Raw genomic sequence first — 23,126 nt, 5'->3', positions numbered from 1 at the left:
AGGCAGGTCCTGACGATCACCCCAGCGACAGTTCCTTCGTCTGGTGTCTCAAAACGAGGCCGACCGCGCCCAGCAAGGCATCGTTCTCGGTGTGCTTGCCAACGATGATGCGCGTGCGCAGGGCGGGAGCGATATCGCGGGACTTGATCAGCGTATGGCGTTCATAGGACGCGATCAGCGGCGTCAACAGAATGTCCCCTGCCAAAGCCATGTGGCCGCCGATGATGATAAGCGGCGGATTGAGCACCGAGCCGATCAGGCCGAGACCCCGGCCGGCGATCTCGGCGGTATCCTCGATCATCCGCAACGCCCTGACGTCGCCCTGCTCGGCCATGGCGATGACATCGTCCATGGTGACTTGCCGCCCAACGACACGCGAAATCTGTTCCAGCGGCCGGGTAAAACTCGCGTAGAGCTCCAGGCATCCGCGATTGCCGCAGCGGCAAAGGTCGCCGCCGGGATCGATGCTGATGTGCCCGAATTCGCCGGCGCCGCCGGCGACGCCCGTCACCAGCCGGCCATGCTGGACAATGGCGCCGCCGACACCCAGATCGATCTTGAACAGCACGAAATCGTCCTGGCCGACGGCCGCACCCCACATCAGCTCGGCAATGGCCGCGCAGTTGCTCTCGTTGTCGGCGAAGATCGGCTGTTCCAGGACGGGTCCGAACACATCTCGTATGTTGACGCCGGCCCATGTTGGAACCATGCTTGCGCGCAGCACCACTCCATCGCGGCTGACAGGGCCGGAGACGGAGACACCAACCCCCAGGAGCCCCGCCATCGGCAGACCATTTTCCCTGTAGGATTGGGCAATCGCCGATTTGACCGCCTGGGCCGCCTGTTGCGGCTGGTAGTCCAGCGCCATTGGAATATTTTGTTCGGCAATGACGGAATGCGAGACATCGGCGACGATGAGCCGTATCTGCTGAAGAGCCAGGTGAATGCCGACGCAGGTGCCCGCTGTCGGATTGAGCGTCACCGCCGCGGCTGGCCTGCCGATGCCTCTGATGCCGTCGCGGCTGGTCGGGGCTTCGATCACCATTCCAGACTTTTTCAAGCCGTTAAGCGCGGTTGACACCGTCGAGCGCGCCAGACCGGTGGCGCGTGCGATCTGCAACGCCGAGAGTGCGCCGCGCTCGCTCAGGCAGCGCACGATCATGCTCTCCGGCGACGCGGAGGGTCTGTCGATCAGCCAGGTTCTAAGCGAAGGTTTTGTCATGGCTCAACATAAACATCGTTGACTGATAGCTCCAATATGTCATCTTGGAAAGAACTCGAGATTGACGCATCTCGCCGGCGGCGGCTTCAAACCGCGGCCATAAGCGGTCGAGACGAACCGTGCAACACGATATGGGAGTGAAACGATGAAGTCCGTCATGACCGCGCTTGCGGCCGCTGCTGCGTGCACATTTTTCGCCGGGGCAGCCTTCGCCGAACCCAAGACGAACCTTTTGCACCAGTGGGCGACCGGATCGGACGCCCAGGCGATCGCCAAGCTCGGCGAGATGTTCACCGCCAAGGGCGGCAAATGGGAACAGACCTCGATCGCCGGCCACACCGCCAATACGCTGGCCAAGCTGCGCGCCGACGTGATCGCCGGCAATGCCCCGCCTGCCGTGCAGCTCAAGGGCCCGGAAATCGCCGAGTGGAACGAGACCGGCATGACCGCCGATCTCGACGAGTTGGCGGCCTCGGAAGGGTGGGAGAAAGTGGTGGCGCCGGAATTGCTTCCGGTGATGAAGCCGACCGGCAAATGGGTCGCCGCGCCCATGAACATTCACCGCATCAACTGGCTCTGGGCCTCGCCCAAGGTCATGCAGGCGGCCGGCGTGGCGGAAATGCCGAAGACCTGGGCCGAATTCAACGCCGCCTGCGACAAGATCATCGCCACAGGCAAGATCTGCATCTCGCATTCGACCGCCGACTGGACGGATTCGACGGTGTTCGAGGTCGTCCTCTACGGCCAGGACATCGATCTCTACCGCAAGGCCTTTGTCGAAGGCGATGTCGAGTCCATGCGCAGCCCGGGAATGGTCAAGGCCTTCACGCAGATGCGCCTGATGACGAGCAAATACATGGATCCGGGCATGGTCGGCCGCGACTGGGATTCGATGTCGGCGCTGGTCGGCAAGGGCGACGCGGCGTTCCACATCATGGGCGACTGGACGATCGGCCTTTTGACCGCCGCCGGCTTCAAGGAAGGCACCGACTATGTCTGCGCCCAGGCGCCGACCGATTGGGGCAAACCCGGCTTCATCCTCAACTCGGACTCGGTCGTGTTCTTCAAGCAGAAGGACCAGGATTACATCGACGGCCAGAAGCTGCTGGCCAGCCTGATCCTGTCGCCCGACTTCCAGACGGTCTTCAACCAGGCCAAGGGCTCGATCCCCGCACGCCTGGATATCGATCTGTCGAAGGGCTTCAATCCGTGCCAGCAGCTCTCGCAGAAGGATCTGCAGGCTTCGATCAAGGACGGCACGCTGGTCCGCTCGATGGCGCACAACATGACCATCCCGCAGAAGATGCGCGGCGCGATCATGGACTCCATTACCGAGTTCGTGGCGACGCCGGACATGTCGCCCGAGGATGGCGCCAATGCGATGGCCGACGCGGCGGAAGCACAGAAATAGATGGCAATGGCCGGGCGCCGTCCGCACCCGGCCATCCGCCATCCCGGTCCCGCGCTCCGCCAGTCCTGTGCTCTGCCAATCTCCGTGCTCTGAATGTCAAATCACGACCTGATCCTGTCGGTACCGGCGCCCGCCCGCCCCTGGCGCGAGCGGCTGGGCTCCGCGATGCCCTTGCTGGTGCTCGGCCCCTCTCTCGTGGCGAGCTTCGTCTACGTCTTCGTGTTCACCGGCTGGACGCTCTATATCTCGCTGTCCAACTCCTCGCTGCTGCCGACCTACGGCTTCGTCGGCCTGGACAACTACGCGTCGCTGTGGGCGAACCGGCGCTGGAACATCGCCTACAACAACCTGTTTTTCTTCAGCGCTTTCTACATCGTCGGCTCGATGGCGGTGGGACTGCTGCTGGCGATCCTGATCGACCAGCGCGTGCGCGGCGAAGCGGCCTGGCGCACGATCTTCCTCTATCCGCTGGCGGTGTCCTTCATCGTCACCGGCACGGTCTGGAGCTGGCTCTACAATCCGACCGACGGCATCCAGGCCATGGTGCGCGGTTTCGGCTGGACGAGCTTCAGTTTCGCACTGGCCAGCGACCGGCACTATGCGATCTACGCGGTGATCATCACCGGCGTCTGGCAGGCCTCGGGCTTTGCCATGGCGCTGTTCCTGGCCGGCCTGCGCTCGGTAGATTCCGACCTCGTCAAGGCCGCGCAGATCGACGGCGCATCGACGTTCCGCATCTATCGCAAGGTGCTTCTGCCAACCATTGCGCCTATCTTCCTGGCGGTCGCCGTCATCCAGATCCAGTTCGCCATCAAGACCTTCGACCTCGTGGCGGCCCTCACCAAAGGCGGCCCGGGGATCTCGACCACCTTCCCCGCCATCTACGTCTATGACCTGATGTTCCAACGCGGCCAGATCGGCGAAGGTGCGGCCGCCGCCATCATGATGCTTGCCGCTGTTGCCGTGGTGCTGGTGCCCTATTCATTCTGGGTGGTCTGGCGCCGGCGCAAGGAAGCCGGCCATGGCTGACGTCTCCCTGGACCAGTCGCTCGACCGTCGCGCTGCCGCAGTCGCGTCGCGCCGGCATTTTCTCACCCGCTTCGCCATCTATGGGCTGCTGGTCGTCTTCGCGGCGATCTACCTGGTCCCGTTGCTGGTGGTGGTGCTGAATTCATTCCGCGACCAGCAGGAGATCGCGCGCAACGGGTTGATCTCGCTGCCGCGCAGCTTCCGCCTCGATGCCTGGGGCCAAGCCTGGAGCACCTATTGCATCGGCGGCACCTGCGAGGGCATGCAGCGCAACTTCTACAACTCCCTGAAGATGACGATCCCGGCCACGATCATCTCGACGGCGGTCGGCGCGATGAACGGTTACATCCTGTCGAAATGGCGCTTCAGAGGTTCGGAAGCTTTGTTCACCTGCATGCTGCTCGGCGTCTTCATTCCGGGCCAGATTTCGTTGATGCCGTGGGCGTTCATCCTCGGCAATCTCGGCCTCAGCAATTCGGTCTACGGGCTCGTCCTCATCCACGTTATCCAGGGCATTTCGTTCACCACTTTGTTTTGCCGCAACTACTACGTCAGCATCCCCGACGACCTGATCAAGGCGGCGCGCATCGACGGCGCCGGCTTCTGGCGCATCTTCCGCAAGATCATTCTGCCGCTCTCCTCGCCGATCCTGATCGTCACGGTGATCTGGCAGTTCACCGGCATCTGGAACGAATATCTGTTCGGCGTCGTCTTCACCTCCGGGCAGCAACAGCCGATCACGGCAGCGCTCGTCGCGCTGACGGCAAGCGGCACCAATGTGCGCGCCTACGATGTCATGAGCGCCGCCGTGCTGATCGGCGCGCTGCCGCCGCTGCTGATCTATCTCTTCGGCGGCAAGTATTTCGTTCGTGGCCTGACCCAAGGGGCGATCAAGTGAGGCGCCGTCAAGTGAGGCGCGATCCAGTGAGCGGAGCCTGTCTCCTGTCGCCGATCGTCCCGTCCGCCAAGAAGGGCATCGCATGTCGACATTGACCATCCGATCGCTGCGCAAGAACTTCGGCGCGGTCGAAGTGCTGAAGGGCATCGATCTCGAAGCGCGGAACGGCGAGTTCATCGCGCTGGTCGGACCGTCCGGCTGCGGCAAGTCCACTCTGCTGGCGATGATCGCCGGGCTCGAATCTGTTACCTCCGGCGAGATCCGCATCGACGGAAGGCTGGTCAATTCGGTGCCGCCGAAGGACCGCGACATCGCCATGGTGTTCCAGTCCTACGCGCTCTACCCGACGATGACGGTGCGCGAGAACATCACCTTCGGCATGGAAAGCCGCCGCGTCCCGAAGCCGCAGCAGGACGAGGCCGTCAAGCGGGTTGCCGCTTTCCTTCAGATCGAACCGCTGCTTGGCCGCAAGCCCGGACAGCTCTCGGGCGGCCAGCGCCAGCGCGTCGCCATGGGCCGGGCGCTGGTTCGCGATCCCAAACTGTTCCTGTTCGACGAGCCGCTCTCCAATCTCGATGCCAAGCTGCGCGTCGACATGCGCACCGAAATCAAGAAGCTGCATCACCGCGTCGGCAAGACCACGGTTTACGTGACCCACGACCAGGTCGAGGCGATGACGCTGGCGTCGCGCATCGCCGTGATGCACCAGGGCGAGGTCCAGCAATTCGACGATCCCGCCACGATCTACAACCGTCCGGCCAACATGTTCGTCGCCGGCTTCATGGGCTCGCCGGCGATGAATTTTTGGCCGCGGAACTGAGCCAGGAAGGCGGTCACGCCACTGTTGTGTTGCAGGCCGCCGATGGCAAGACGGCCAGCCTGCCGATCGTCCAGGCGCTCCCATCCGATACGCCGCGACAAATCATTCTCGGCATCCGGCCGGAGCACATCTACCGCTTCGATCCGGATCTTGCGCGCCGCAAGCCGGGTATCGCGCAAATCGATGCCGTGGTCGAACTGGTCGAGCCGACAGGTGCGGAGACCATGGCCGTCCTGCGCCTGGGCGGCAAGGAGATCACCGGCCGTTTCGACCCCGACGGCACGCCGCTTATGGGCGAGACGGTGACGCTCGGCATCGACATGGCGCGGGCGTGCCTGTTCGACCCGACGACCCAACGCCTGATCTGACCGAAGCTTGATCTGAAAAGAGTTCCGCCTTGTCCTTCGCCACCTATCCGAGCCTGTCCGAGCGTGTCGTGCTGATCACCGGCGGCGCGTCGGGCATCGGCGCCGACACGGTCCGCGCCTTCTGCGCCAATGGCGCGCGCGTCGCGTTTCTCGATCTGCAGCAGGAGGCCGGCGAGCAGCTTGCCCGCGACCTCGCCGGCACGGCAGCGCATCCGCCCCTGTTCCTGCGCTGCGACGTGACCGATATCCCTGCCCTGCAGGCCGCGATCGGCACGGTGCGCGACCGCCTGGGGCCTGTCTCGGTGCTGGTCAACAACGCCGCCGATGACAATCGCCAGCCGGTCGCCGACGTGACCCAGGCGACATGGGACCATGCCCAGGATGTGAACCTCAGGCACCACTTCTTTGCCGCTCAGGCCGTGCATCCGCACATGAAGGAAGTGGGCTTTGGTTCGATCGTCAATTTTTCCTCGATCTCCTGGCGTTTCGGCGCGTCAGAGATGGCGCCCTATGCGGCGGCCAAGGCTGCGGTGGTCGGGCTGACCTTCGCGCTGGCGCGGGCGTTTGGCCCCGACAACATCCGCGTCAACGCCATCGAGCCGGGCGCCGTCATCACCGACCGGCAGCGGGAGCTTTGGTACAAGACCCAAGGTTCGGTCGACCAGGTCGTGCAGCGCCAGGTGATCCGCAAGGTTCTGCTCGGCGAGGAGATCGCGCGCACGGTGCTGTTCCTCGCCGCCGACGACAGCCGCATGATCACCAAGCAGTCGATCACCGTGGATGCCGGCCTGAGATGACCACACCTGACTCAAAGGATCGCTTCATGCTCGAGGTCGGCCTGAACCCCTACGGCCTGACCTATCATCTCGGCCTCCAGGGCCGCGGCACGCCACGCGCCAATCCTAGACCTGCGGGGCTCGAAGGTTTCATCGCGCTCGCGACCGAACTCGGCGCGCGCGTGCTGGAGATCTGGGTGCCATGGCTGACCGAGCTTTCCGACGACGCGGTGATCGCGCTGCGCGAACGGCTCGCCGGCCTTCGCATCGCGCCGGTCGTCAGCGGCGGCCTGCTGGTGGGCGAACCGCTCGACGATGCCTTTCGGGCCGCGCGCCTGCTCAAGGCCAAAATCATCCGCACGGCGCTGACGCCCATTCTCTGCGGCGACCGCAACGCCGCCGGCGAAAAATGGAGCGAGTACGCCGGCATTATTCGGGGGCGATTGGTGGAGTGGGGTCCCCGCGCGAATGCCGAAGGGTATGTCCTTGCGATCGAAAACCACCAGGACTTTACCAGCCGGGAACTCGTCGATTTCTGCGCCCTCGGTGGTGACAGTGTGGGCGTCACCTTCGACACCGGCAACACGTTCCCGGTCGGCGAAGCGCCGCTCGATTTCACGCGCGCGATCGCCCCCCATGTCCGCCATGTCCACCTCAAGGATTACCGCGTGCAGTTCACGACCGAAGGTTACCGGCTGATCCGCTGCGCCATCGGTGACGGTGCTGTGCCGTTCGCCGAGCTGTTTGCAATTCTTGCCCAGCACCATGATCGCCTGACCGCCGTCCTCGAACCGGGCGCATTGGAGGCGCGGCATGTCCGCTATCTCAGCAACGACTGGTGGCGCGGCTATCCCCCGAAGACGGCACGCGAATTTGCCGCCTGCCTGGCGGCCGCGCAGCGCAACCGGCTGCCCGACGATGCCGACTACCGCACGCCTTGGGAGCGCGAGGACGACGTCTCACTGGTTTCCTATGAGCTCGACATGATCCGGCGCAGCGCCGCCAACATGCGCAAATTTGGTTTGATGGAGAAAATCCGATGACGGCACGTGAACTCGATGGATTGACCGCCTTCGTAACCGGCTCCGGCCGAGGCCTCGGCCGCGTGATGGCCGAGCGCCTGGCCGAACTCGGCGCCAATGTCGCGATCCACGACATGAACGAGGAAGCGCCGGCCAAATATGGCGAGTTCGCCAATCTGAGCGAAGTGGTCGAGCGCCTGAAGCGGCACGGCACGGAGGTGACGTCGGTGACCGGCAACATTGGCGACCAGAAGGCGGTGGCCGCGATGAAGCGCAAGATCGAGGCCGATCTCGGTGACGTGCATGTGCTGGTCAATTGCGCCGGCGGCGACATCGGCGCCAAGGGCGGCAAGCCGAACCCGAACAACGCCCTCGACATCGAACTGGACGACATCCGCGTGCTCACCGAGAACAATCTGATCGGCACGATGCTGGTCTGCCAGGCCTTCGTGCCGCCGATGAAGCAGCGCGGCGGCGGCTCCGTCATCAACATCGCGTCGGCGGCGGCACATCTCGGCTGCTCGCCCGAGGTCGTTTACTCCACCTTGAAGGCCGCGGTCGTGCATTACACGCGCTGTCTCGCCAAGGAACTGATCGACGACGGCGTGCGCATCAATGCGGTCAGCCCCGGCGCCACCAAGACGGCACGCTTCCAGGCGACCCGCACGGTCGATCCGGAGCGCATGGATTCGAGCAAGAAGTCGCTGAACCGCTATGCCGAGCCGGAGGAGATCGCCGAGGCGGTGGCCTTTCTAGCCGGCCCCCGCGCACGATTTATCAATGGGCAGGTGCTCCGCGTCGATGGCGGGTTTACGATCTTTCCGGGGTGATGGGGGAGGCCTCGAATTTCAATTTCGGGGCCGAAAGCGGAAGGTCCGTTTTCGGGATTCCTGGGTTAAATTGCCCCCTCACGCCTCGATCTTTTCGCAGCGTCAAAACGGCTGTGGAGGGATTGGCAGGCTATACCGCTGACGAAGCGCACATGTGACGCACCGAGGATAAGTAACCCCGCTTGGTCACGAGGGCGCTGCCGACCGGTTGGTCGAAACTGGCGCTGGCACTCGCTATTCACGAAATTGCCGATCACCCTGACGAGGTCCACTAAGCAATGGTGAACGTCATTTCTGAAGTCGCAAGCAACTCGGCCGCCCTACTCCATTGAGGTCAGCCATGCCTTCGCGGAGCCGACGCAATCTCTGCTGGAGCCTGCATGCTTCTTCAGGCGCGAGCGCTGTGTCTCAGTGCGGCATGAATCCTTTTCTCAGCCAAGCCAATATCTTGCTCCCATTGAGGACCCTGCGGACACGCCCGGCGGCCCAGCCAGCCTGCATGGTGGCGCCGGTGTGGCAACTGCAGACGATCTCATGCAACTGCCAATCGGAGAGTTCGAAGAAGCGTCTGGCTTCCCCGTAGGTATCCGATTGCATGCCCGACGCACGCAGCAGTGGATCGTCAAAGGCGACACTGATCGCCGATCCGACCGCGCGCGCTTCTCCGCGGACAGAGGGATGCAGATGCTCAGTCCCGGTGAGAGCCACAAGGGAGCGCGTCGGATTTCGATAGAGCAGTTCCGCCCACCGCTCTATCCGTTGCGTCCTTGTAGCCAGCAGAGCCGGCGATAGTGGACTGATGTCCGCGACTGACTGGAGTTGATCGAGTGTCTGGTGCTTCATGACTGCCTCCTGTTGGTCGTTCCAATCCCTAGGCCTTTGCTGCAGGATTGGCTCACACGCTAAGCCGCCTCGTAAAGGAGCGGCGGCCGATCAGGTGTTGCCACCAATCGCCCACAGGCACCACGCGGCGGCATCTGCAGCGACACCAACTGCATTCCTTCGCCAATGTTCCAGCGGGATGAAAAAAACTGTGCGGCCGGCCGACCCGACGGACCCGGCTGGCGCACGCAGGATCCTGAACTGCTGGACGATGATGACGCAGGCCTGGAAAGGCGGCTAGGTTGGACCTTGCTTTTCAGGCTTGACCATGATGTTTCACTACCCGCTCGGTCATCGCGGGAAGGCCAGGAGCAGAGCCGCTGGCGGCAACGATGAGTTGCGGACGAGGTCGGGCGGTGGAGGACGACGCCCTTGGGCCGCCAGGTCACTGAAGGACCAACCGAAGCGGCGCTTCGGGCGTAAAAGCGATGTCCTTGTAGGTCTGCAATGTCTGCTTATGGAGGAACGGCGGCAAGGCCTGTTTGACCGCATGGGGCGCATTGCTGACCGGCAGATTTTCGGCCGACAGCAGACCCTCTGCTGCTTGGGTACCCAGCACGCAAGCTGACATGTGAGACCTCGGTGCGAAGGCCGGGACCAGGCCCACTGCGAACGTACGTGTTGGTTCGCATGTTGGCGCTGAAGCGCCTCATCGTTCAGCCTCGCGGCACATAGATCATATGAACCGTATCGTCATCGATCAATGTGCTCGACACCAGTTGCAGCGGAGGCCTTGCCTCGTGGAAGAAAGGCTTGCCCTTGCCGAGCACGAACGGCCTCACGTGCAGGTGATATTCCTCAATCAGGCCCAGCCCGGTCATAAGACCGGCCAGTTCCGGACCGGAAACGCTCAGGATACCCTCCGTGCGGGCCGCGATCTCGCGAATCTGCGTTTCAATATCGCCGGAGATGAGGGTGGCGTTCGGGCCGACCCGTGAAAGTGTGCGCGAAACGACCCATTTGGGCAGCTCGCGCCAGAGTGTCGCGAACTGGCGAAGCGAAGCATCCCATTCCGCGTGATCATCGTCCCAATAGCGCATGACCTCGTACATCCGGCGGCCATACACAGCGCCGGCATGGTTGCGAATCGTCTCGATCCAGTACTCGAAGTGCTTCTGGCTTGGTGCGCCCATGACCAGATTTCCGGCAAGGTCATCGACATAGCCATCGATGGAAACGTTCATTCCCAAGATAAGTTTGCCCAAAAGCAGCGCCTTCGCATAGTGGGTCCACGGACCAACCGCTTGTAATGCAAGCGGTCAGAGGCTATCGCAACTGATTGCAAATCGCAAGCAGCATGGAAGGAAGCGTTCGTGCCGCAAACGAGCCCTGCCTTGTCCCATCAACCCTGCACTTGAACAGCTGGGTGATCCGTCCCGGCTACCGCCATCTACGCCTGCCGTCCCGAATCGAGTTGCACCCCAAGTCGCTCGTTCCGTCTCCACCGCACCACGGCGCGATAGCTGGTATGATCGACCGGCACGTGAAGCACGAAACGGTCGGGGATTGCGATATCGGCCTTCACCCGCAGCTCCGCACCGTGGGCGTGCTGGTTACAAACCAGACAATTGATACTGGCGTCGCCAACGCGGATTGTCGCTTCCTTCAGAACAAGATCACGGATATGCGACCGTCGCTCTATCGGTGGGTCAGTCGGCATTGCCTTATCCCTCTGATTTGACGACCTGAAACTCTTCTGAACCCGGAATGGAAAGCGCACTACCGGCCCAGCGGTTGCCTCGAAAGACTGACGAGCTCGGCTTCGTCGACCACGCCGGCCATATAGTTCGCGATAATCCGGGATGCGATGGCGTCGCGTGCTTCGGGCGACTGACCGTCGCGCTTAAGCTGCTCGAATACACGGCCCAACAGCTCGAGTTCGGATGGCTGCAAAACGCCGGCCTCGGTGGCTTTGCGTCGAATGGGCATTTGTGATCCTCCACTACGGTCAACAACATACGACCGCGGCAGGGAAACTCAACTCACCTGTCGAGGGCGCCGCGCGGGCGGCGCCGACCACAAATCCCGTTTACCCGAGCGGGGAGTTTTTGACTTAAAGCCACAGTGATCTGGCGTCCATACAAAGCCCGCCAGCAAAGCCGGCGGGCGCAATAGTCATAAGATACGCCGCTAGAACCAGCTTCGGTCGCGTTCCTGGCTTTGCCCGAGCAGCATGCCGATCAACAACCCGGCAATGCCGCCAAGCACGAAAGCGCTGCTGATGGTGCCGGGATTTTGCTGGACGGCTTCGGACACCGTCTGCGCCTGCGATCTCAGCTGCTGCGTTGCCCGTGCCGCGCGCTCGGTCGCGCTGCCGTACCAGCCGCCGGCTTCGCCGACGGCATCTTCTGCGCGCTCGGCAAGCGTCCGGTTGATCTTGCTGATCTCGCGCTTCAGCGATGCGACCTGCTTCTCCAGGGCCTCCTGGGCATCTCGGGCGGAAATCTTCGGGGTGTCCTTCGGGGTGTCCTTCGGGGTGTCGTTCTCGGCCATGGCTGTTCCTTTCGTTGAGGCAGGGGGAACGGCCAACGGACAAGGATGGTTCCGCTGCCTGCGCTCACAGTCATTCGCCGGGCCGGCCGCCAACTTTGGGAACACTCTCCCGATCCAACGGTTGTGGCTGATGGAGGGCACGCATTTGTCGAATCGATCGAGCCATGCTGAAACGCTGCGGACGGTCTCCGACCTGCTCCACCGGGCCCGCCGTGTCATTCGCGACGGCGGCCATGCGGCGGCGATGTTCGAAATAGACACGCTGCTGCAGGTCGCACAAACAGAGGTTGCGCGCCGCCTCGAACGCAACGATCGCTGAACCTCGATAGGCCACCGCGGGCGGTGTTCATTTGCCGGCGGCGAAGGCCTCGTTTCCCTTTGCGATGGACTTGCAAGGCGCCCATCGAGCGGGTCGCCGTCCGCGCCACGCGTCGACATCGCAAAGGCGCAAAAGCCGAGGATGAGGGGCCATCATCGCGGCATCGACCCTCCCGGTTATAACGCTTGGGCGGCGGAACAAAGCTTGGCCGCACTGGTTAGGCTCACAGCACGATGTGTGCCCCAACGAGGATCTCTGTCCATGAAAACACGTGTTCTTCTAGCTTCGCTGGCCACCGCCACAGCCATGGTCTTTGCCCTGCCCGCCTTCGCCGCCGACAGTGCTCAGGACTTTGTCGACAAGGCTGCCATCGGCGGCCTGTTCGAGGTGGACTCCAGCAAGATCGCAGAAGGCAAGGCCCAGGATCAAGGCGTCAAGGATTTCGCCAAGAAGATGATCGACGATCACGGCGCCGCCAACGCCAAGCTTGCGACCATCGCCGGCGAACAGAAGCTGAAAGTGCCGACGGAGCTGGACGCCAAGCACAAGGCCGATCTGGAGGCTCTGCAGAATGCCAACGATGCCGTCGACAAGCCCTATGTCCAGATGCAGCGCGATGCGCATTCGGAGGCGGTCACGCTGTTCGAGAGCTATGCCAAGGACGGCGACAACGCGCAGTTGAAGACCTTCGCCTCCGAGACCTTGCCGACGCTCAAAATGCATCAGGAAATGGTCGAGAAGATCGCTTCCGCCGACAATGCATCGTCGACCACCAGCTCCACCACCCCGGCCGTGAGCACGACCGACACCACCAATCCGGCCGCCCCGGTCCCGGGTGCCAACAGCTTCACCGAGGATCAGGCGAAGAGCCGCATTCAGGATGCCGGCTTCTCCGGCGTGTCCAAGCTGACCAAAGACGAGCAGGGCATCTGGCGCGGTCAGGCCACCAAGGATGGCAAGACCACGACCGTGGCGCTCGATTATCAGGGCAACGTCGTTGCCGGCGCCAACTGAACCCTCTGAACCAGAACGAGGAGATCAAGACCATGAAAACCGTAACCGGACTTTTCGACAACTACGATGATGCCTCCGATGCCGTCGGCGAGCTGGAGGCAATCGGAGTGCCGCAGGCCGACATCAGCATCGTCGCCAACAATTCGGATGACTGGTACGACGACGGCGACACTTCCAACGCCGCCGAGGATGCAGCCGGCGGCGCCGGTCTTGGAGCCGTCATTGGCGGCGCCGGCGGGCTTCTGACAGGGCTCGGCATCATGGCCATTCCGGGCGTCGGTCCTGTCGTGGCCGCAGGATGGCTGGCCGCCACCGCGGTCGGCGCCGTTGGCGGCGCGGTCGTCGGTGGCGCTGCCGGCGGCATCGTCGGGGCGCTGACCGAGTCAGGCGTCCCCGAAAGGGATGCGCATGTCTATGCCGAGGGCGTTCGCCGCGGTGGCACGATGGTGACCGCCAGGGTCAGTGACGAACTCGCCGATGAGGCCGAGCGTATTCTTGGCGAGTCCAACTCGGTCGATCTGCAAGACCGCCGACGCGCCTATGAAGCCGGTGGCTGGACCGGCTTCGATGCCAATGCCGACCCCTACACCGACATCGAGGCCGAACGCGACAAAACGCGCAACGCCAGCCCACTCTGATCATCGAGCCCCGCCGCCGTACAGCGGCGGGGCCAAGGGTGCTGTCGGTGCGCTGCAAGCGGCGTTCAGATTCGGCCATAAGGGGCGGGTTCTCATCGGACCTGCCCCTTTTCGCTGTTACCTTGGCTTGACCGGCTCTTGCCGTGTTAGCATCGAGCCAACGAAACCAGCCCAAGGAAAGCATGAGCCCGTCCCCGCAACTGATTGCCGAATGGCCGCTGTCGCCGTCAGCGACACTCGGGTCCGCCGTGCGCTCCAAGGGGATCGAACGTGAAGTCAGAGCCCGGCTGCCATGGGCAGTCAGGAAGCACGTCAAGGCCGAGACGGGCCGCATCGCATTGCGAATGTCGAGATCCGAAGCGGAAGCGTTCAAGGCCGCCTCTGCCAGTATCTCCAAAACACTGGAGGGAGTGGAAACGCTGCCTGTGCTTCCACGCGAGGTCGAGGATATTCTTACGATCTCTTCGCGCGAGCGCCACAAATGGCTCAAGGACGGTCGGCTGCAAAGCACCGGCACACGTACCGTCAAGATGCGTGGGCGATCAAAGTCTGTCACCTTCCACGTTTTCGACGCGCACCACATCGAAGACGTCCTGGACCGCGATCTGGCAACCGTGTGGAGAGAGCAGGATGTCCAGGCGGTCGCCGAGAACAGGCGGCGCGGCGCGGGCAAGGCCGCGCTGACGCGCGCGGGAAAGGGCACCGGGCAGGCTCGCACTGCGAGGAACGCCCGGGACACGGATGGCCCGCCGCCCGGACTGAAGGGCTGGGATGCGTTCGAGGACGAAGGCCTGCTGCGATAATGATGCTGGCGCTTGCCCTTGTCCTTTGGGCCGGGCGAGCCTCAGCCTCAGCCTCAGCGCATCAATCCCGCTGCCCTGAGCGCGTCCTCGATGACCTTGGTGATCCCGGCCGCCGGACCGCCTGGCGGATTGACGGGCTCCGGGGTCGGATCGACACGGACGGCTCGCGGTTTTTCCTTCGGCGAGAAAGGCTGCAATACAGTGCCTGAAGCGGCCTCGGCTTTCGCCGCGCGTCGTACGTCTGGCTTCGTCAGCCCCCAGAAACGGGCGATGTGGCGCGTCGAGGAAATCCCGACATCCAGCATGAACGGCCCTGCTTTGCCGAGAGCATTGTCGCCGCTCGCCTGCAATGGCGTGCCATGGCCCATGCCGGCAATGCTGTATGCCTCGACCACGTCGCGGCCTTTCCCATCGCACCAGACTTTTCGGCTCTGACCGTCGACCTTTTCCGTGCGTGTCGGCGCTTGAGCGAGGCCGTGCACGCCCTGCCATTGCGCCAGCACCGCGTCGGCATTGGAAGGCACCACGGTCGTATCGGCCGAGCCCTGCCAGACCGAAATCCTCGGCCACGGCCCCTTGTGCGGCGAGGCCTCCCGCAACAGACGCTGCAGCTCGGATCTGGACGGGCCGCCATGGCCACGCATGCGGTCGAAGGCTTCGGGGATGGTCGAGGCGCTGCCATAGGCAAGCCCGGCGATGATCGCGCCACCGGCAAACACGTCCGGGTAGGTCGCCAGCATCACCGCCGCCATGGCGCCGCCGGCGGAAAGGCCGGTGACGAATATCCGCTTGCGGTCGAGACCGTGGGTGACCACCGCCGCCTCGATCATCTGGCGGATGGACAGCGCCTCGCCGCCGTCGCGGCTTATATCGCCTGGCACGAACCAGTTGAAGCAAAGATTGGCGTTGTTGGCGCGCTGCTGCTCGGGGAAAAGCACGACAAAACCCTGCTCGTCGGCGAGCTCGGTCCAGCCGGAACCATGATCGTACGCGGCTGCAGTCTGGGTACAGCCATGCAGCACCACGACCAGCGCCGCCTGCTTCGGCAGGTTTTCAGGGAGATAAAACCGCGCGCGCAAGGCGCCGGGATTGGACCCGAACCCTGTCATCTCGGACAGGTGGTCGTCCTTGCTCAGCCCTGCACCGGCTGGCCGGCCGCGCATCGGGCTCAGCCGGGCGATCGTATCGGATATGTCTCGCAAATCGCTATCCTTGCGCGCCGGAATGGGCAGACTCGTGCACACAACGCACACGCAGCAATATCGTTGCTGCACTGCACAATAACAAGCGGCGCCGCCGATTAAATGACCGATGGATCATAGAATCCGCTGCACGGCTTGTGACGGACGAACGCAATTTGGCCCGGCTGACCTCTGGTCGGTCAGCCGGTCGAGGCCGGCAGGCGCCGGGTTACCAGCGCTGATGCACGTAGGGCTTGATGTTCTCATCATAGACCGCCTTCACCTTGGCCATCAACTCGGAGGACAACGGCGCAAGCTCCGCCGCTTCCGCATTGGAAACCGCCTGCGCCGGATTGCGGGCGCCCGGGATGACGACCGTCACCGCGTCGAACATCAGGATCCAGCGCAGCGCGAATTTCGCCATGGTTGTGTCGCCTGACACCAGCGGCCGCACCTTCTCGACCGCCGCCAGCCCGACCTCATAGGGCACGCCCGAAAACGTCTCGCCGACATCGAAGGCTTCGCCATTCCTGTTGAACAGGCGATGGTCGGTGGTCTCGAACTTTGTGTCGGCCCTGAACTTGCCGGACAGCAGGCCGCTGGCCAGCGGTACGCGGGCGATGACGGCGACATCGTTCTTCTTCGCCTGGTCGAAGAACAGCTCGGCCGGGCGCTGGCGAAAGGCGTTGAAGATGATCTGCACGCTGACGACACCGGGATATTGCATCGCCTTCAGCGCCTCTTCGACGCGCTCGACGCTGACGCCGTAATTGCGGATCTTGCCCTGCTCGGTGAGCTTGTCGAGACGCTCGAACACCTCCGGATGATAGTAGAGATCGGTCGGCGGGCAATGCAGCTGCACCAGGTCGAGCGTGTCGGTCTCGAGGTATGTCAGGCTGCGGTCGATCCAGCCGGTGAGGTTCTCGACGCTGTAGCCCTCGACGTTCTGCCTCGGCAACCGCCGTCCGGCCTTGGTGGCGATGAACGGGCGCGCGCCACCGCGTTCCTTCATCACCCGCGCGATCAGCTTTTCCGAACGGCCGTCGCCATAGACGTCGGCCGTGTCGAGGAAGCTGACGCCGGCGTCGAGCGCGGCATGCAGGGCGGCGACCGCATCGTCGTCATTGACCTCGCCCCAGGCGGCGCCGATCGCCCAGGCGCCGAAGCCGATCTCGCTGACTGATCTGCCGGTACGGCCAAATTTCCGTGACTGCATTTTGCTTCCTGACTTGCGGCTTTGATGACGGTTCTGATTTCGGGAGCCTCATACCGCATGGCAACGCGATTGACATCCCTCTTCCTGGGATTTACCAGATTACAGGGTTGTATGACAACGGGGTAAGACTGCAACAGTGGGAGCCGGGAGGAACATGTCGCTGATGCGCGAACTCTATCTCGGCGGGGTCGCCGGATGAGCAGTCCGTCAACCGTGGTTGGCCCCCTAATCGTGAACAGCTTTGTCGCGCAGATCCTCAAACCTGGCATAACTTTTGGTCAGATGGCTGCGCATGGCGCGCCGCGCGGCATTGACGTCCCTGGCTCCGATTGCCCCGAGAATGGCGCGATGCTCGCGCTGCATGCGGTCGAGATATTTTTCCCGCTCGGCCTCCGTCATCCGGTCGAGCCGCGTCCAATGGCGCGGGACCATGACGCTGCCGAACGTGTCGAACAGCCGGGTGAAATTCGGGTTCTGCGTCGCGGCGAGAATGGCGCGGTGGAAGCCGAAATCCTCTTCCGAGCCGGAGCCGCCGGCACGCACCGCCGCCTCCAGCGCGTCGAGCCGCGCGCTCATCTGTTGAAGCGCCGCCTCGCTGCGCCTTTGGGCAGCGAGGCCGGTCGCCTCCACCTCGATGCCCATGCGCAGTTCGAGCACGCGCAGCACCTCGTCGATCGATTCGAGATCGTCGGGCAGCACGGAAAACGTCTTCGGCGGCGGATCCTTGGCGACGAAGGCGCCGAGCCCCTGGCGCGTGGTAATCAGCCCGCGCGCACGCAGCGCCGCCAGCGCCTCGCGCACCACGGTGCGGCTGACGCCTGTGGCAGCAACAATCTCCTGCTCGGTCGGCAGCCGCTGCCCCGGCGCAAGGTCACCGGATTCGATCTGCGCAATCAGCGTGTTGACCAGACCCGTCCGCAGGTTGGGCGCCTGCGGTATGGCGTCGAAAGTCATGGGCTCCGCCATCGGTGGCACTCCGGTTCGATTCTTGTTCGAAGGCCGAATCTTATTCAAAGAATTGCATCGACGGGTGCCCGCCGCAAGGTGACGAAAGTTAAGCCCGCTGGCACGGGCCATGGGAGGATTGCATGAAAGAACGCATCGGCTTCATCGGCCTGGGCAGCATGGGCGCCGGCATGGCCGACAATCTGTTGCGCAAGGCCTGGCCGCTGACGGTCCATGTCCACCGCAGCCGCACCGCCGCCGACCGGCTGATCGCCGCCGGCGCCACCGAAGCGGCAAGCCCGCGTGCGCTTGCCGCCGCCTGCGACATCGTCATCCTGTGCGTCACCGGCACGCGCGAGGTCGAAGCGCTGGTCAAGGGACCGGACGGGCTGGCAGCGGCCGCGACGCCTCTGCTCATCATCGACTGCTCGACCTCCAACCCGTCATCGACGACAGCGCTTGCCACCGATCTCGCCCAGCAAGGCATAACGCTGATCGACGCGCCGCTGGCGCGCACGCCCAAGGAAGCCACTGAAGGCAAGCTCGACGTCATGGTCGGCGGTCCGGCGGAAGTCGTTGCCCGCGCCCGGCCGGTGCTCGAAGCCTTTGCCGCCCGTGTCGTCCACACCGGCCCGACCGGCAGCGGCCACACCATGAAGCTGCTCAACAATTTCGTCTCGATGGGCTATTCCGCGATCTATTCCGAAGCGCTGACGCTGGGCGCCAAGGGCGGCCTGACGCCGCAGGTCTTCAACAGCGTCATCTCCGGCAGCCGCATGGATTGCGGCTTCTACCAGGCCTTCTTCGACTTCGTCCTCAACCGCAACGAAAACGCCCAGCGCTTCGCCATCGCCAACGCGCTGAAAGACATGACCTACCTCGCGTCGTTCGCCCAGGCCGCAGGTGTGGCCAACCCGATCGGCGCTGCCGTGCGGAATGGGTTTGCCACGGCGGTTGCCACCGGCCACGGCGAGAAGTTCGTGCCGGCATTGTCGGATATTGTCGCGGGGTTGAATGGGGTGTCGCTGGTGGAGACGGCGGGGGAGTGATGGGACTGGAGCGATAGGGCAGCGCGATCATATATTTGAGCGCCATGGGTGCCAGAGGATTATCGAACTGAACCCCGCGATTTGGCGATCTGGGTGTACTCGGTGATGGCAAAGTGCGCGCCTAGCTGAGCGAGTTCCATCGACGGAAACTCCCAATCGAATTGACGCTCACCATCCAACCAATCGAGATATTGGACGATTGACCCAGCGTAGCGCTCTAGTGCCCGCACGGCGCGCGTGAATGTATAAATCTCTTCGGAGCTCACCTCGGTATGGGTGCCGATATGCACGTCGAGTTTGTGTGGGCTCTTTCGGTAGCGCGTCACGTATGATTGGCGAATGTACGATGTTACCCCACTAGTGATTGGGTCGTGGATAAATCGGTTGCGGGCTGCTCGAATTTCACCATCGATCAAGTCAACCAGGATAGGGATATGGTCGCTGTGGCGCTCCCAGCGGTTAGCGACCGCATGTCCCTTGCAGACCTGCAAAGCACCGCGAAGGTCGAGCTCGTTTCGGATAAGTTCATAGGCCGTGTATTCGATATCCCGCATGGTGTAAAAGAGGACCATGAAGCACCCTTCCTCAAGATGTGCCCATGCAATGCACATGTCGCCAAGAGCGTGCTTAATTCTGTCAATCTCAAATTCGTCGTAGGCCATTCTAGAACCTAGTGAAAAACGGATATATGCAGCTAAAGACACGCTGAAGCGAATGCTCAAAACGCCGCAGCTGCATGGCTACAGTAGAGACACAAAGACGAATCCGCAGGCCTGGGCAAGTCCAGAAAGCGCAGATAGCAATCAATCCATAGTTATGTCATTATCCGTGCTCACTTCATCGAATTTGGGGAACCCGATGTTGCGGGCAGCACTGATTTTTCTTGCAACAACATCGGCCGCGCTTCCAGCATTTGCTGGCGATGTACAGAAGTGGATTGAGATGCCTCCCGATCAGAGTGGGATAGCAGTCTATGTCCAAAATCCGTCCAAAGAACTGTCCATTTCCGCCACCGATGCGAAGGGCAATTCTCTCGACAATTTTGAATGGAACCTGCCCGGTTTTCCCCTCGTAAGGCAATACCGCGTGCCGCCTGGGGAATATCAAGTGATGCTTGATGGGCAGCCAGGTGCATTGATCGCCAATGCCAAGGCCGGACAGATTTCATACATCGAGGTGTCACAAAATGACGCTTCTGATTTTCGCGCCGTTCTAAAATCTGACAATTTCGACGCGTATAAGTCTGGCTTCGTTGATGCGCTTGGAGCGATAACTGAAAAACTTGGATACGAGAGTATCAAACCTCTCATATTTGCTCCGGTCGGGAATAAGATCTATATTAGGATGGCGGGGCCGGGAGTTAAACCGCCCCCAAACTGATGGCAAATGCGATGCGCGAACCGTCTAAAATCAATTTTGATGCGCTCAGAAACGCGATCTACCACACCGCGCGGCGCAACTACTACGACCTGCTCAACCGGCTCATGAGCTTGATAATTGTCGCAGCGGGCGCAGCGGCCGTAGCCGATTTTGAGAAGACCTTCGCTCCCCCGGCGGTTCTGGCTTTTGTGGCAACCATGGCGGGACTATTGCAGTTGGTGTTCGACTTTGGAGGTAAGGCGCGCACACATGAATTTTTGCAACGCCGTTTCTACGAACTAACGGCGGAAATCGCTGAGGCCGACAAGCCTAGCCCCTCAACGGTCAGAGATTGGGAGGCGACCCTTAAACGCCTCTACGCAGAGGAGCCGCCTCCGATGCGCGCAATGGACGCCATAGCCTACAATGCTGCTGCCGAAAGCCTAGGCAGCGACAAGTCAAAGCGCATTTACTTGACTTGGTGGCAGATTATTAATCGCTACTGGTGGGCATTCAACGGCGCGGAGTTTCCCTTCGTTTCTGACGTAAAAGCAAAAGACGCGTCGCCTTCTGCTTAGCTTCACCAATCCGACGGGTACGGCAGGTCATTCACACTGCCGCCAGCGACCTTAGCCCTGCGATGATCACTCTCGATGTCGTGTTGGAACAGTCCGCCGACCGGACAGACTGAGCCACTGCCTATCTTGCGACCTGCCCGCAGCCATCCGCAGTCGTTAATGCGCGCCGGAGATGCGGCACGCGTCCATCCATGTCAAACCGCAAGATCGGTCGAGCGCGACATGTCCCAGTGCGCCTATCTGGTGTCGCCACGCAGGACGAGACGATTGATGACGCCACTCGAAAACTACCAAGCCCGGATGCAGCGGGTGCTGGATCACATAGACCAGCATCTGGACGGCGATCTGGGCCTGGAATCCTTGAGCGGCGTCGCGGCGTTCTCGAAATACCATTTCCACCGGCAGTTTACGTCCACCTTCGGGTTGTCCGTGCATCGCTATGTCCAGCTCGCCCGCCTGAAGCGCGCTTCGTACCGGCTTGCCGAGAGCGACGCCCAAAGCGTCACCGACATAGCGATGGATGCCGGTTACGACGCACCGGATGCCTTCGCCCGCGCCTTTCGGCAACGGTTCGGACAATCGCCTTCGTCGTTCCGGAAGTCTCCCGACTGGGGGGCGTGGCTCATGGCCTTCGGGCCGCTCGACAAAGCAAGGACCACGCTCATGCAGATAATCTTCGAACCCGCCGACGTCATGATCCGCGATGTGCCCCCGACGCCGGTGGCGATCATGGAGCATCGCGGCGACCGGGCGACGCTCCAGGACACCATCCAGCGCTTCATCGCCTGGCGCAAGGCCGCCGGCCTGTCGCCCGAGACAAGCCCGACCTTCAACATCTTCCGTTCCGAAAGGGAGCCGGCGAACCCGGCCGATTACAGCATGGATATTTGTGCCAGAACCGACCTGCCGGTAGAAGGCGGGCCGATCGAGGACGCGCAGATGAAGGCCGGCGTGATCCCCGGCGGACGCTGCGCGGTGCTGGGCTATCCCGGCAACACCAACAATCTCGAGCCCGCAGCGCTCTACCTCTACCGCGAATGGCTTCCGGCCAGCGGCGAGGAGGCGCGCGACTTTCCGATCTATTGCCAGCGACACTTTTCGTCGAACGGACAGGTGCGCGAGGTGGTGCTTGAGCTGTTTTTGCCGCTGAAATAGCGCGGTGGGTGGCGGCCTATCTCCGGCCCTGAGCTGGTTGAGCCGACGACCGAGTGAAATCTGATATGGCGCTCCCCCACTCCGTCTCGGCTTCGCCGAGCCACCTCTACCCCCACATTCGTGGGGGAGAGGAAACCCAAGCTTTTGAAGGGCTGCGATCTCGGAGATTGGCATTTCCTCATCCCCCATGAAATGGGGGGTCCGAAGGACGGGCGAGACCCGTGGCTCGCCCCGGCAAGGTGGCTCGGCGAAGCCGAGACGGAGTGGGGGTCAGCGCCGCCATAGGCGATTGGCCCAGCGCGCGGATAAGGCAAGGCTATCCCTAAGCCTGCCCGCGCACAGCCTTCCGCAACCGCGAATGCCGTACCGGAGACGCTGCCTCGGGCCCCGGCGCTATCTCCGCAGCTTCCCCCTCATGCAACCCCACCCGCAGCGCCGCGCCCGCCAGATGGTCGCGCATCGCGGCTTGCGCCCCTTCGGCGTCGCCGGCACGGATCGCTCTCAGGATGCGCTCATGTTCGCCGAGCGTGATGCGGGCCATGTCGTCCGACTTTTGCTGGTTGCCGGCGGCGAGAATGCTTTCGCGCACCCGCTCGGACACGAAGACCAGGAATTGGCCCATGTAGGAATTGCGCGTCGCCTCGGCGACGGTGCGGTGGAATTCGAGGTCGCTGCGCAGCCAGGCGACGCTGCCATAGGGGGCGGCGCGCATGCCGGACAGCGCATCGCCCATGGCTTTGAGATCGGCGTCGCTGCGCCGCTTGGCGGCAAGGGCCGCCGCCTGCACTTCGAGGATGCCGCGCAGTTCGAAGAGGTTGCGGAACGAATCGGCGCGCTGCAGCGTCTCATGGTCGATGGTCAGCACCGTCGGGTTGGTGGTCTCGACGACGAAAGCGCCGCGTCCCTGCTGCGACCAGATGCGGCCTTCCGAGCGCAGCCGCGCGATCGCCTCGCGCACCACGTTGCGGCTGACCCCGAAAGTGGTTGCCAGCGCCGCCTCGGTCGGCAGCTGGTCACCCGGCTTCAGCCGGCCTTGCGCGATCTCGCGCGAGATGGAACTGGCCACCAGAGTGGAGAGGTGTGGGCCGCGATTGACCTTGTCGAGTTTCAGCGTCATC

Annotated in this window: 26 protein-coding genes and 1 pseudogene; 15 read left to right on the top strand and 12 right to left on the bottom strand. The window is 62.8% G+C overall.

Translation table 11 applies throughout. The features are described 5' to 3' along the window. Window positions 1–16: 16 nt before the first annotated feature. Window positions 17–1,222 (bottom strand): ROK family transcriptional regulator, encoded by a 1,206-nt coding sequence (locus NKL06_RS22030; protein WP_023683166.1) that lies wholly within the window; start codon window positions 1,220–1,222, stop codon window positions 17–19. 145 nt (window positions 1,223–1,367) lie between these two features. On the opposite strand from NKL06_RS22030, the gene NKL06_RS22025 reads away from it, so the two are divergent. The 7 genes and pseudogenes from NKL06_RS22025 (at window position 1,368) to NKL06_RS21995 (ending at window position 8,376) form a co-directional block, all read left to right on the top strand. Next, a complete protein-coding gene (locus NKL06_RS22025) occupies window positions 1,368–2,633 on the top strand; it encodes an ABC transporter substrate-binding protein (RefSeq protein WP_023691877.1) in 1,266 nt (421 codons plus the stop codon). 93 nt (window positions 2,634–2,726) lie between these two features. Beyond that, a complete protein-coding gene (locus NKL06_RS22020; RefSeq protein ID WP_023691878.1) occupies window positions 2,727–3,662 on the top strand; it encodes a carbohydrate ABC transporter permease in 936 nt (311 codons plus the stop codon). Further along, window positions 3,655–4,560 carry a carbohydrate ABC transporter permease gene (locus NKL06_RS22015; RefSeq protein WP_023671100.1) on the top strand — a complete coding sequence of 302 codons (906 nt, stop codon included), beginning with the start codon at window positions 3,655–3,657 and terminating at the stop codon, window positions 4,558–4,560. The genes NKL06_RS22020 and NKL06_RS22015 overlap by 8 nt, the downstream gene beginning before the upstream one ends. Before the next feature lie 82 nt (window positions 4,561–4,642). Then, a pseudogene (locus NKL06_RS22010) lies at window positions 4,643–5,748 on the top strand (ABC transporter ATP-binding protein). Between the two features lie 29 nt (window positions 5,749–5,777). Beyond that, window positions 5,778–6,545 carry an SDR family NAD(P)-dependent oxidoreductase gene (locus NKL06_RS22005; protein WP_023691880.1) on the top strand — a complete coding sequence of 256 codons (768 nt, stop codon included), beginning with the start codon at window positions 5,778–5,780 and terminating at the stop codon, window positions 6,543–6,545. After that, on the top strand, window positions 6,542–7,567 hold the full coding sequence (locus tag NKL06_RS22000) for a sugar phosphate isomerase/epimerase family protein (RefSeq protein ID WP_023691881.1): 1,026 nt from the start codon (window positions 6,542–6,544) through the stop codon (window positions 7,565–7,567). Before NKL06_RS22005 ends, NKL06_RS22000 begins: the two co-directional genes overlap by 4 nt. Further along, the gene (locus tag NKL06_RS21995; protein WP_023691882.1) at window positions 7,564–8,376 is read left to right on the top strand and encodes an SDR family NAD(P)-dependent oxidoreductase; all 813 of its coding nucleotides are present in this window, start codon (window positions 7,564–7,566) and stop codon (window positions 8,374–8,376) included. Before NKL06_RS22000 ends, NKL06_RS21995 begins: the two co-directional genes overlap by 4 nt. Before the next feature lie 408 nt (window positions 8,377–8,784). On the opposite strand, the gene NKL06_RS21990 is transcribed toward NKL06_RS21995, so the two are convergent. The 6 genes from NKL06_RS21990 to NKL06_RS21965 form a co-directional block, all read right to left on the bottom strand. Further along, window positions 8,785–9,219: a hypothetical protein gene (locus tag NKL06_RS21990; RefSeq protein WP_023671095.1), complete on the bottom strand. Its 435-nt coding sequence runs from the start codon at window positions 9,217–9,219 to the stop codon at window positions 8,785–8,787. Between the two features lie 424 nt (window positions 9,220–9,643). Then, entirely contained in the window at window positions 9,644–9,829 is a 186-nt protein-coding gene (locus NKL06_RS21985; RefSeq protein ID WP_023691883.1) for a hypothetical protein, read from the bottom strand. Window positions 9,830–9,914: 85 nt separating this feature from the next. Then, the gene (locus NKL06_RS21980; protein WP_023691884.1) at window positions 9,915–10,463 is read right to left on the bottom strand and encodes a dihydrofolate reductase family protein; all 549 of its coding nucleotides are present in this window, start codon (window positions 10,461–10,463) and stop codon (window positions 9,915–9,917) included. Window positions 10,464–10,648: 185 nt separating this feature from the next. Continuing rightward, window positions 10,649–10,918: a PilZ domain-containing protein gene (locus tag NKL06_RS21975; protein ID WP_081725353.1), complete on the bottom strand. Its 270-nt coding sequence runs from the start codon at window positions 10,916–10,918 to the stop codon at window positions 10,649–10,651. 59 nt (window positions 10,919–10,977) lie between these two features. Next, window positions 10,978–11,187, bottom strand: a complete 210-nt coding sequence (locus tag NKL06_RS21970) for a hypothetical protein (protein WP_023671091.1) — start codon at window positions 11,185–11,187, stop codon at window positions 10,978–10,980. Between the two features lie 201 nt (window positions 11,188–11,388). Further along, on the bottom strand, window positions 11,389–11,751 hold the full coding sequence (locus tag NKL06_RS21965; protein ID WP_023691886.1) for a hypothetical protein: 363 nt from the start codon (window positions 11,749–11,751) through the stop codon (window positions 11,389–11,391). Window positions 11,752–11,881: 130 nt separating this feature from the next. On the opposite strand from NKL06_RS21965, the gene NKL06_RS21960 reads away from it, so the two are divergent. From NKL06_RS21960 to NKL06_RS21945, 4 genes are all read left to right on the top strand, one after another. Then, window positions 11,882–12,070: a hypothetical protein gene (locus tag NKL06_RS21960; protein ID WP_023671089.1), complete on the top strand. Its 189-nt coding sequence runs from the start codon at window positions 11,882–11,884 to the stop codon at window positions 12,068–12,070. Window positions 12,071–12,331: 261 nt separating this feature from the next. Continuing rightward, window positions 12,332–13,084, top strand: coding sequence for a DUF4142 domain-containing protein (locus tag NKL06_RS21955; RefSeq protein ID WP_023691887.1), 753 nt, complete (start codon window positions 12,332–12,334; stop codon window positions 13,082–13,084). A 32-nt stretch (window positions 13,085–13,116) separates the two neighbouring features. Continuing rightward, the gene (locus tag NKL06_RS21950; protein WP_023671087.1) at window positions 13,117–13,722 is read left to right on the top strand and encodes a general stress protein; all 606 of its coding nucleotides are present in this window, start codon (window positions 13,117–13,119) and stop codon (window positions 13,720–13,722) included. 182 nt (window positions 13,723–13,904) lie between these two features. Beyond that, a complete protein-coding gene (locus NKL06_RS21945) occupies window positions 13,905–14,525 on the top strand; it encodes a hypothetical protein (RefSeq protein ID WP_031207827.1) in 621 nt (206 codons plus the stop codon). 53 nt (window positions 14,526–14,578) lie between these two features. On the opposite strand, the gene NKL06_RS21940 is transcribed toward NKL06_RS21945, so the two are convergent. The 3 genes from NKL06_RS21940 to NKL06_RS21930 form a co-directional block, all read right to left on the bottom strand. Beyond that, window positions 14,579–15,727, bottom strand: a complete 1,149-nt coding sequence (locus NKL06_RS21940) for an extracellular catalytic domain type 1 short-chain-length polyhydroxyalkanoate depolymerase (protein WP_023691889.1) — start codon at window positions 15,725–15,727, stop codon at window positions 14,579–14,581. A gap of 208 nt (window positions 15,728–15,935) precedes the next feature. Beyond that, window positions 15,936–16,922, bottom strand: coding sequence for an aldo/keto reductase (locus tag NKL06_RS21935; protein ID WP_023691890.1), 987 nt, complete (start codon window positions 16,920–16,922; stop codon window positions 15,936–15,938). 225 nt (window positions 16,923–17,147) lie between these two features. After that, window positions 17,148–17,888: a FadR/GntR family transcriptional regulator gene (locus NKL06_RS21930; RefSeq protein ID WP_023691891.1), complete on the bottom strand. Its 741-nt coding sequence runs from the start codon at window positions 17,886–17,888 to the stop codon at window positions 17,148–17,150. A 122-nt stretch (window positions 17,889–18,010) separates the two neighbouring features. Between NKL06_RS21930 and NKL06_RS21925 the strand changes: the two genes are divergently transcribed. Further along, entirely contained in the window at window positions 18,011–18,916 is a 906-nt protein-coding gene (locus NKL06_RS21925) for an NAD(P)-dependent oxidoreductase (RefSeq protein ID WP_023691892.1), read from the top strand. Between the two features lie 59 nt (window positions 18,917–18,975). On the opposite strand, the gene NKL06_RS21920 is transcribed toward NKL06_RS21925, so the two are convergent. Continuing rightward, window positions 18,976–19,578 carry a hypothetical protein gene (locus NKL06_RS21920; protein ID WP_023691893.1) on the bottom strand — a complete coding sequence of 201 codons (603 nt, stop codon included), beginning with the start codon at window positions 19,576–19,578 and terminating at the stop codon, window positions 18,976–18,978. Window positions 19,579–19,630: 52 nt separating this feature from the next. On the opposite strand from NKL06_RS21920, the gene NKL06_RS21915 reads away from it, so the two are divergent. The 3 genes from NKL06_RS21915 to NKL06_RS21905 all read left to right on the top strand — a co-directional run bounded on the left by NKL06_RS21915 (window position 19,631) and on the right by NKL06_RS21905 (window position 22,008). Then, a complete protein-coding gene (locus NKL06_RS21915) occupies window positions 19,631–20,296 on the top strand; it encodes a hypothetical protein (RefSeq protein WP_155927100.1) in 666 nt (221 codons plus the stop codon). Between the two features lie 11 nt (window positions 20,297–20,307). Continuing rightward, window positions 20,308–20,853, top strand: a complete 546-nt coding sequence (locus tag NKL06_RS21910) for a hypothetical protein (RefSeq protein ID WP_023728487.1) — start codon at window positions 20,308–20,310, stop codon at window positions 20,851–20,853. A 267-nt stretch (window positions 20,854–21,120) separates the two neighbouring features. Then, the gene (locus NKL06_RS21905; RefSeq protein WP_023691896.1) at window positions 21,121–22,008 is read left to right on the top strand and encodes an AraC family transcriptional regulator; all 888 of its coding nucleotides are present in this window, start codon (window positions 21,121–21,123) and stop codon (window positions 22,006–22,008) included. A gap of 322 nt (window positions 22,009–22,330) precedes the next feature. Here the strand turns inward: NKL06_RS21905 and NKL06_RS21900 are convergent, their stop codons facing one another. Beyond that, window positions 22,331–23,125, bottom strand: a complete 795-nt coding sequence (locus tag NKL06_RS21900; RefSeq protein WP_023691897.1) for a FadR/GntR family transcriptional regulator — start codon at window positions 23,123–23,125, stop codon at window positions 22,331–22,333. Window position 23,126: the final 1 nt, after the last annotated feature.

Source organism: Mesorhizobium sp. C268A (assembly GCF_040324475.1).
GTDB lineage: Bacteria > Pseudomonadota > Alphaproteobacteria > Rhizobiales > Rhizobiaceae > Mesorhizobium.
Note: the sequence above shows the minus strand (reverse complement) of the source record. Positions and strands in the feature narration are given on the sequence as shown.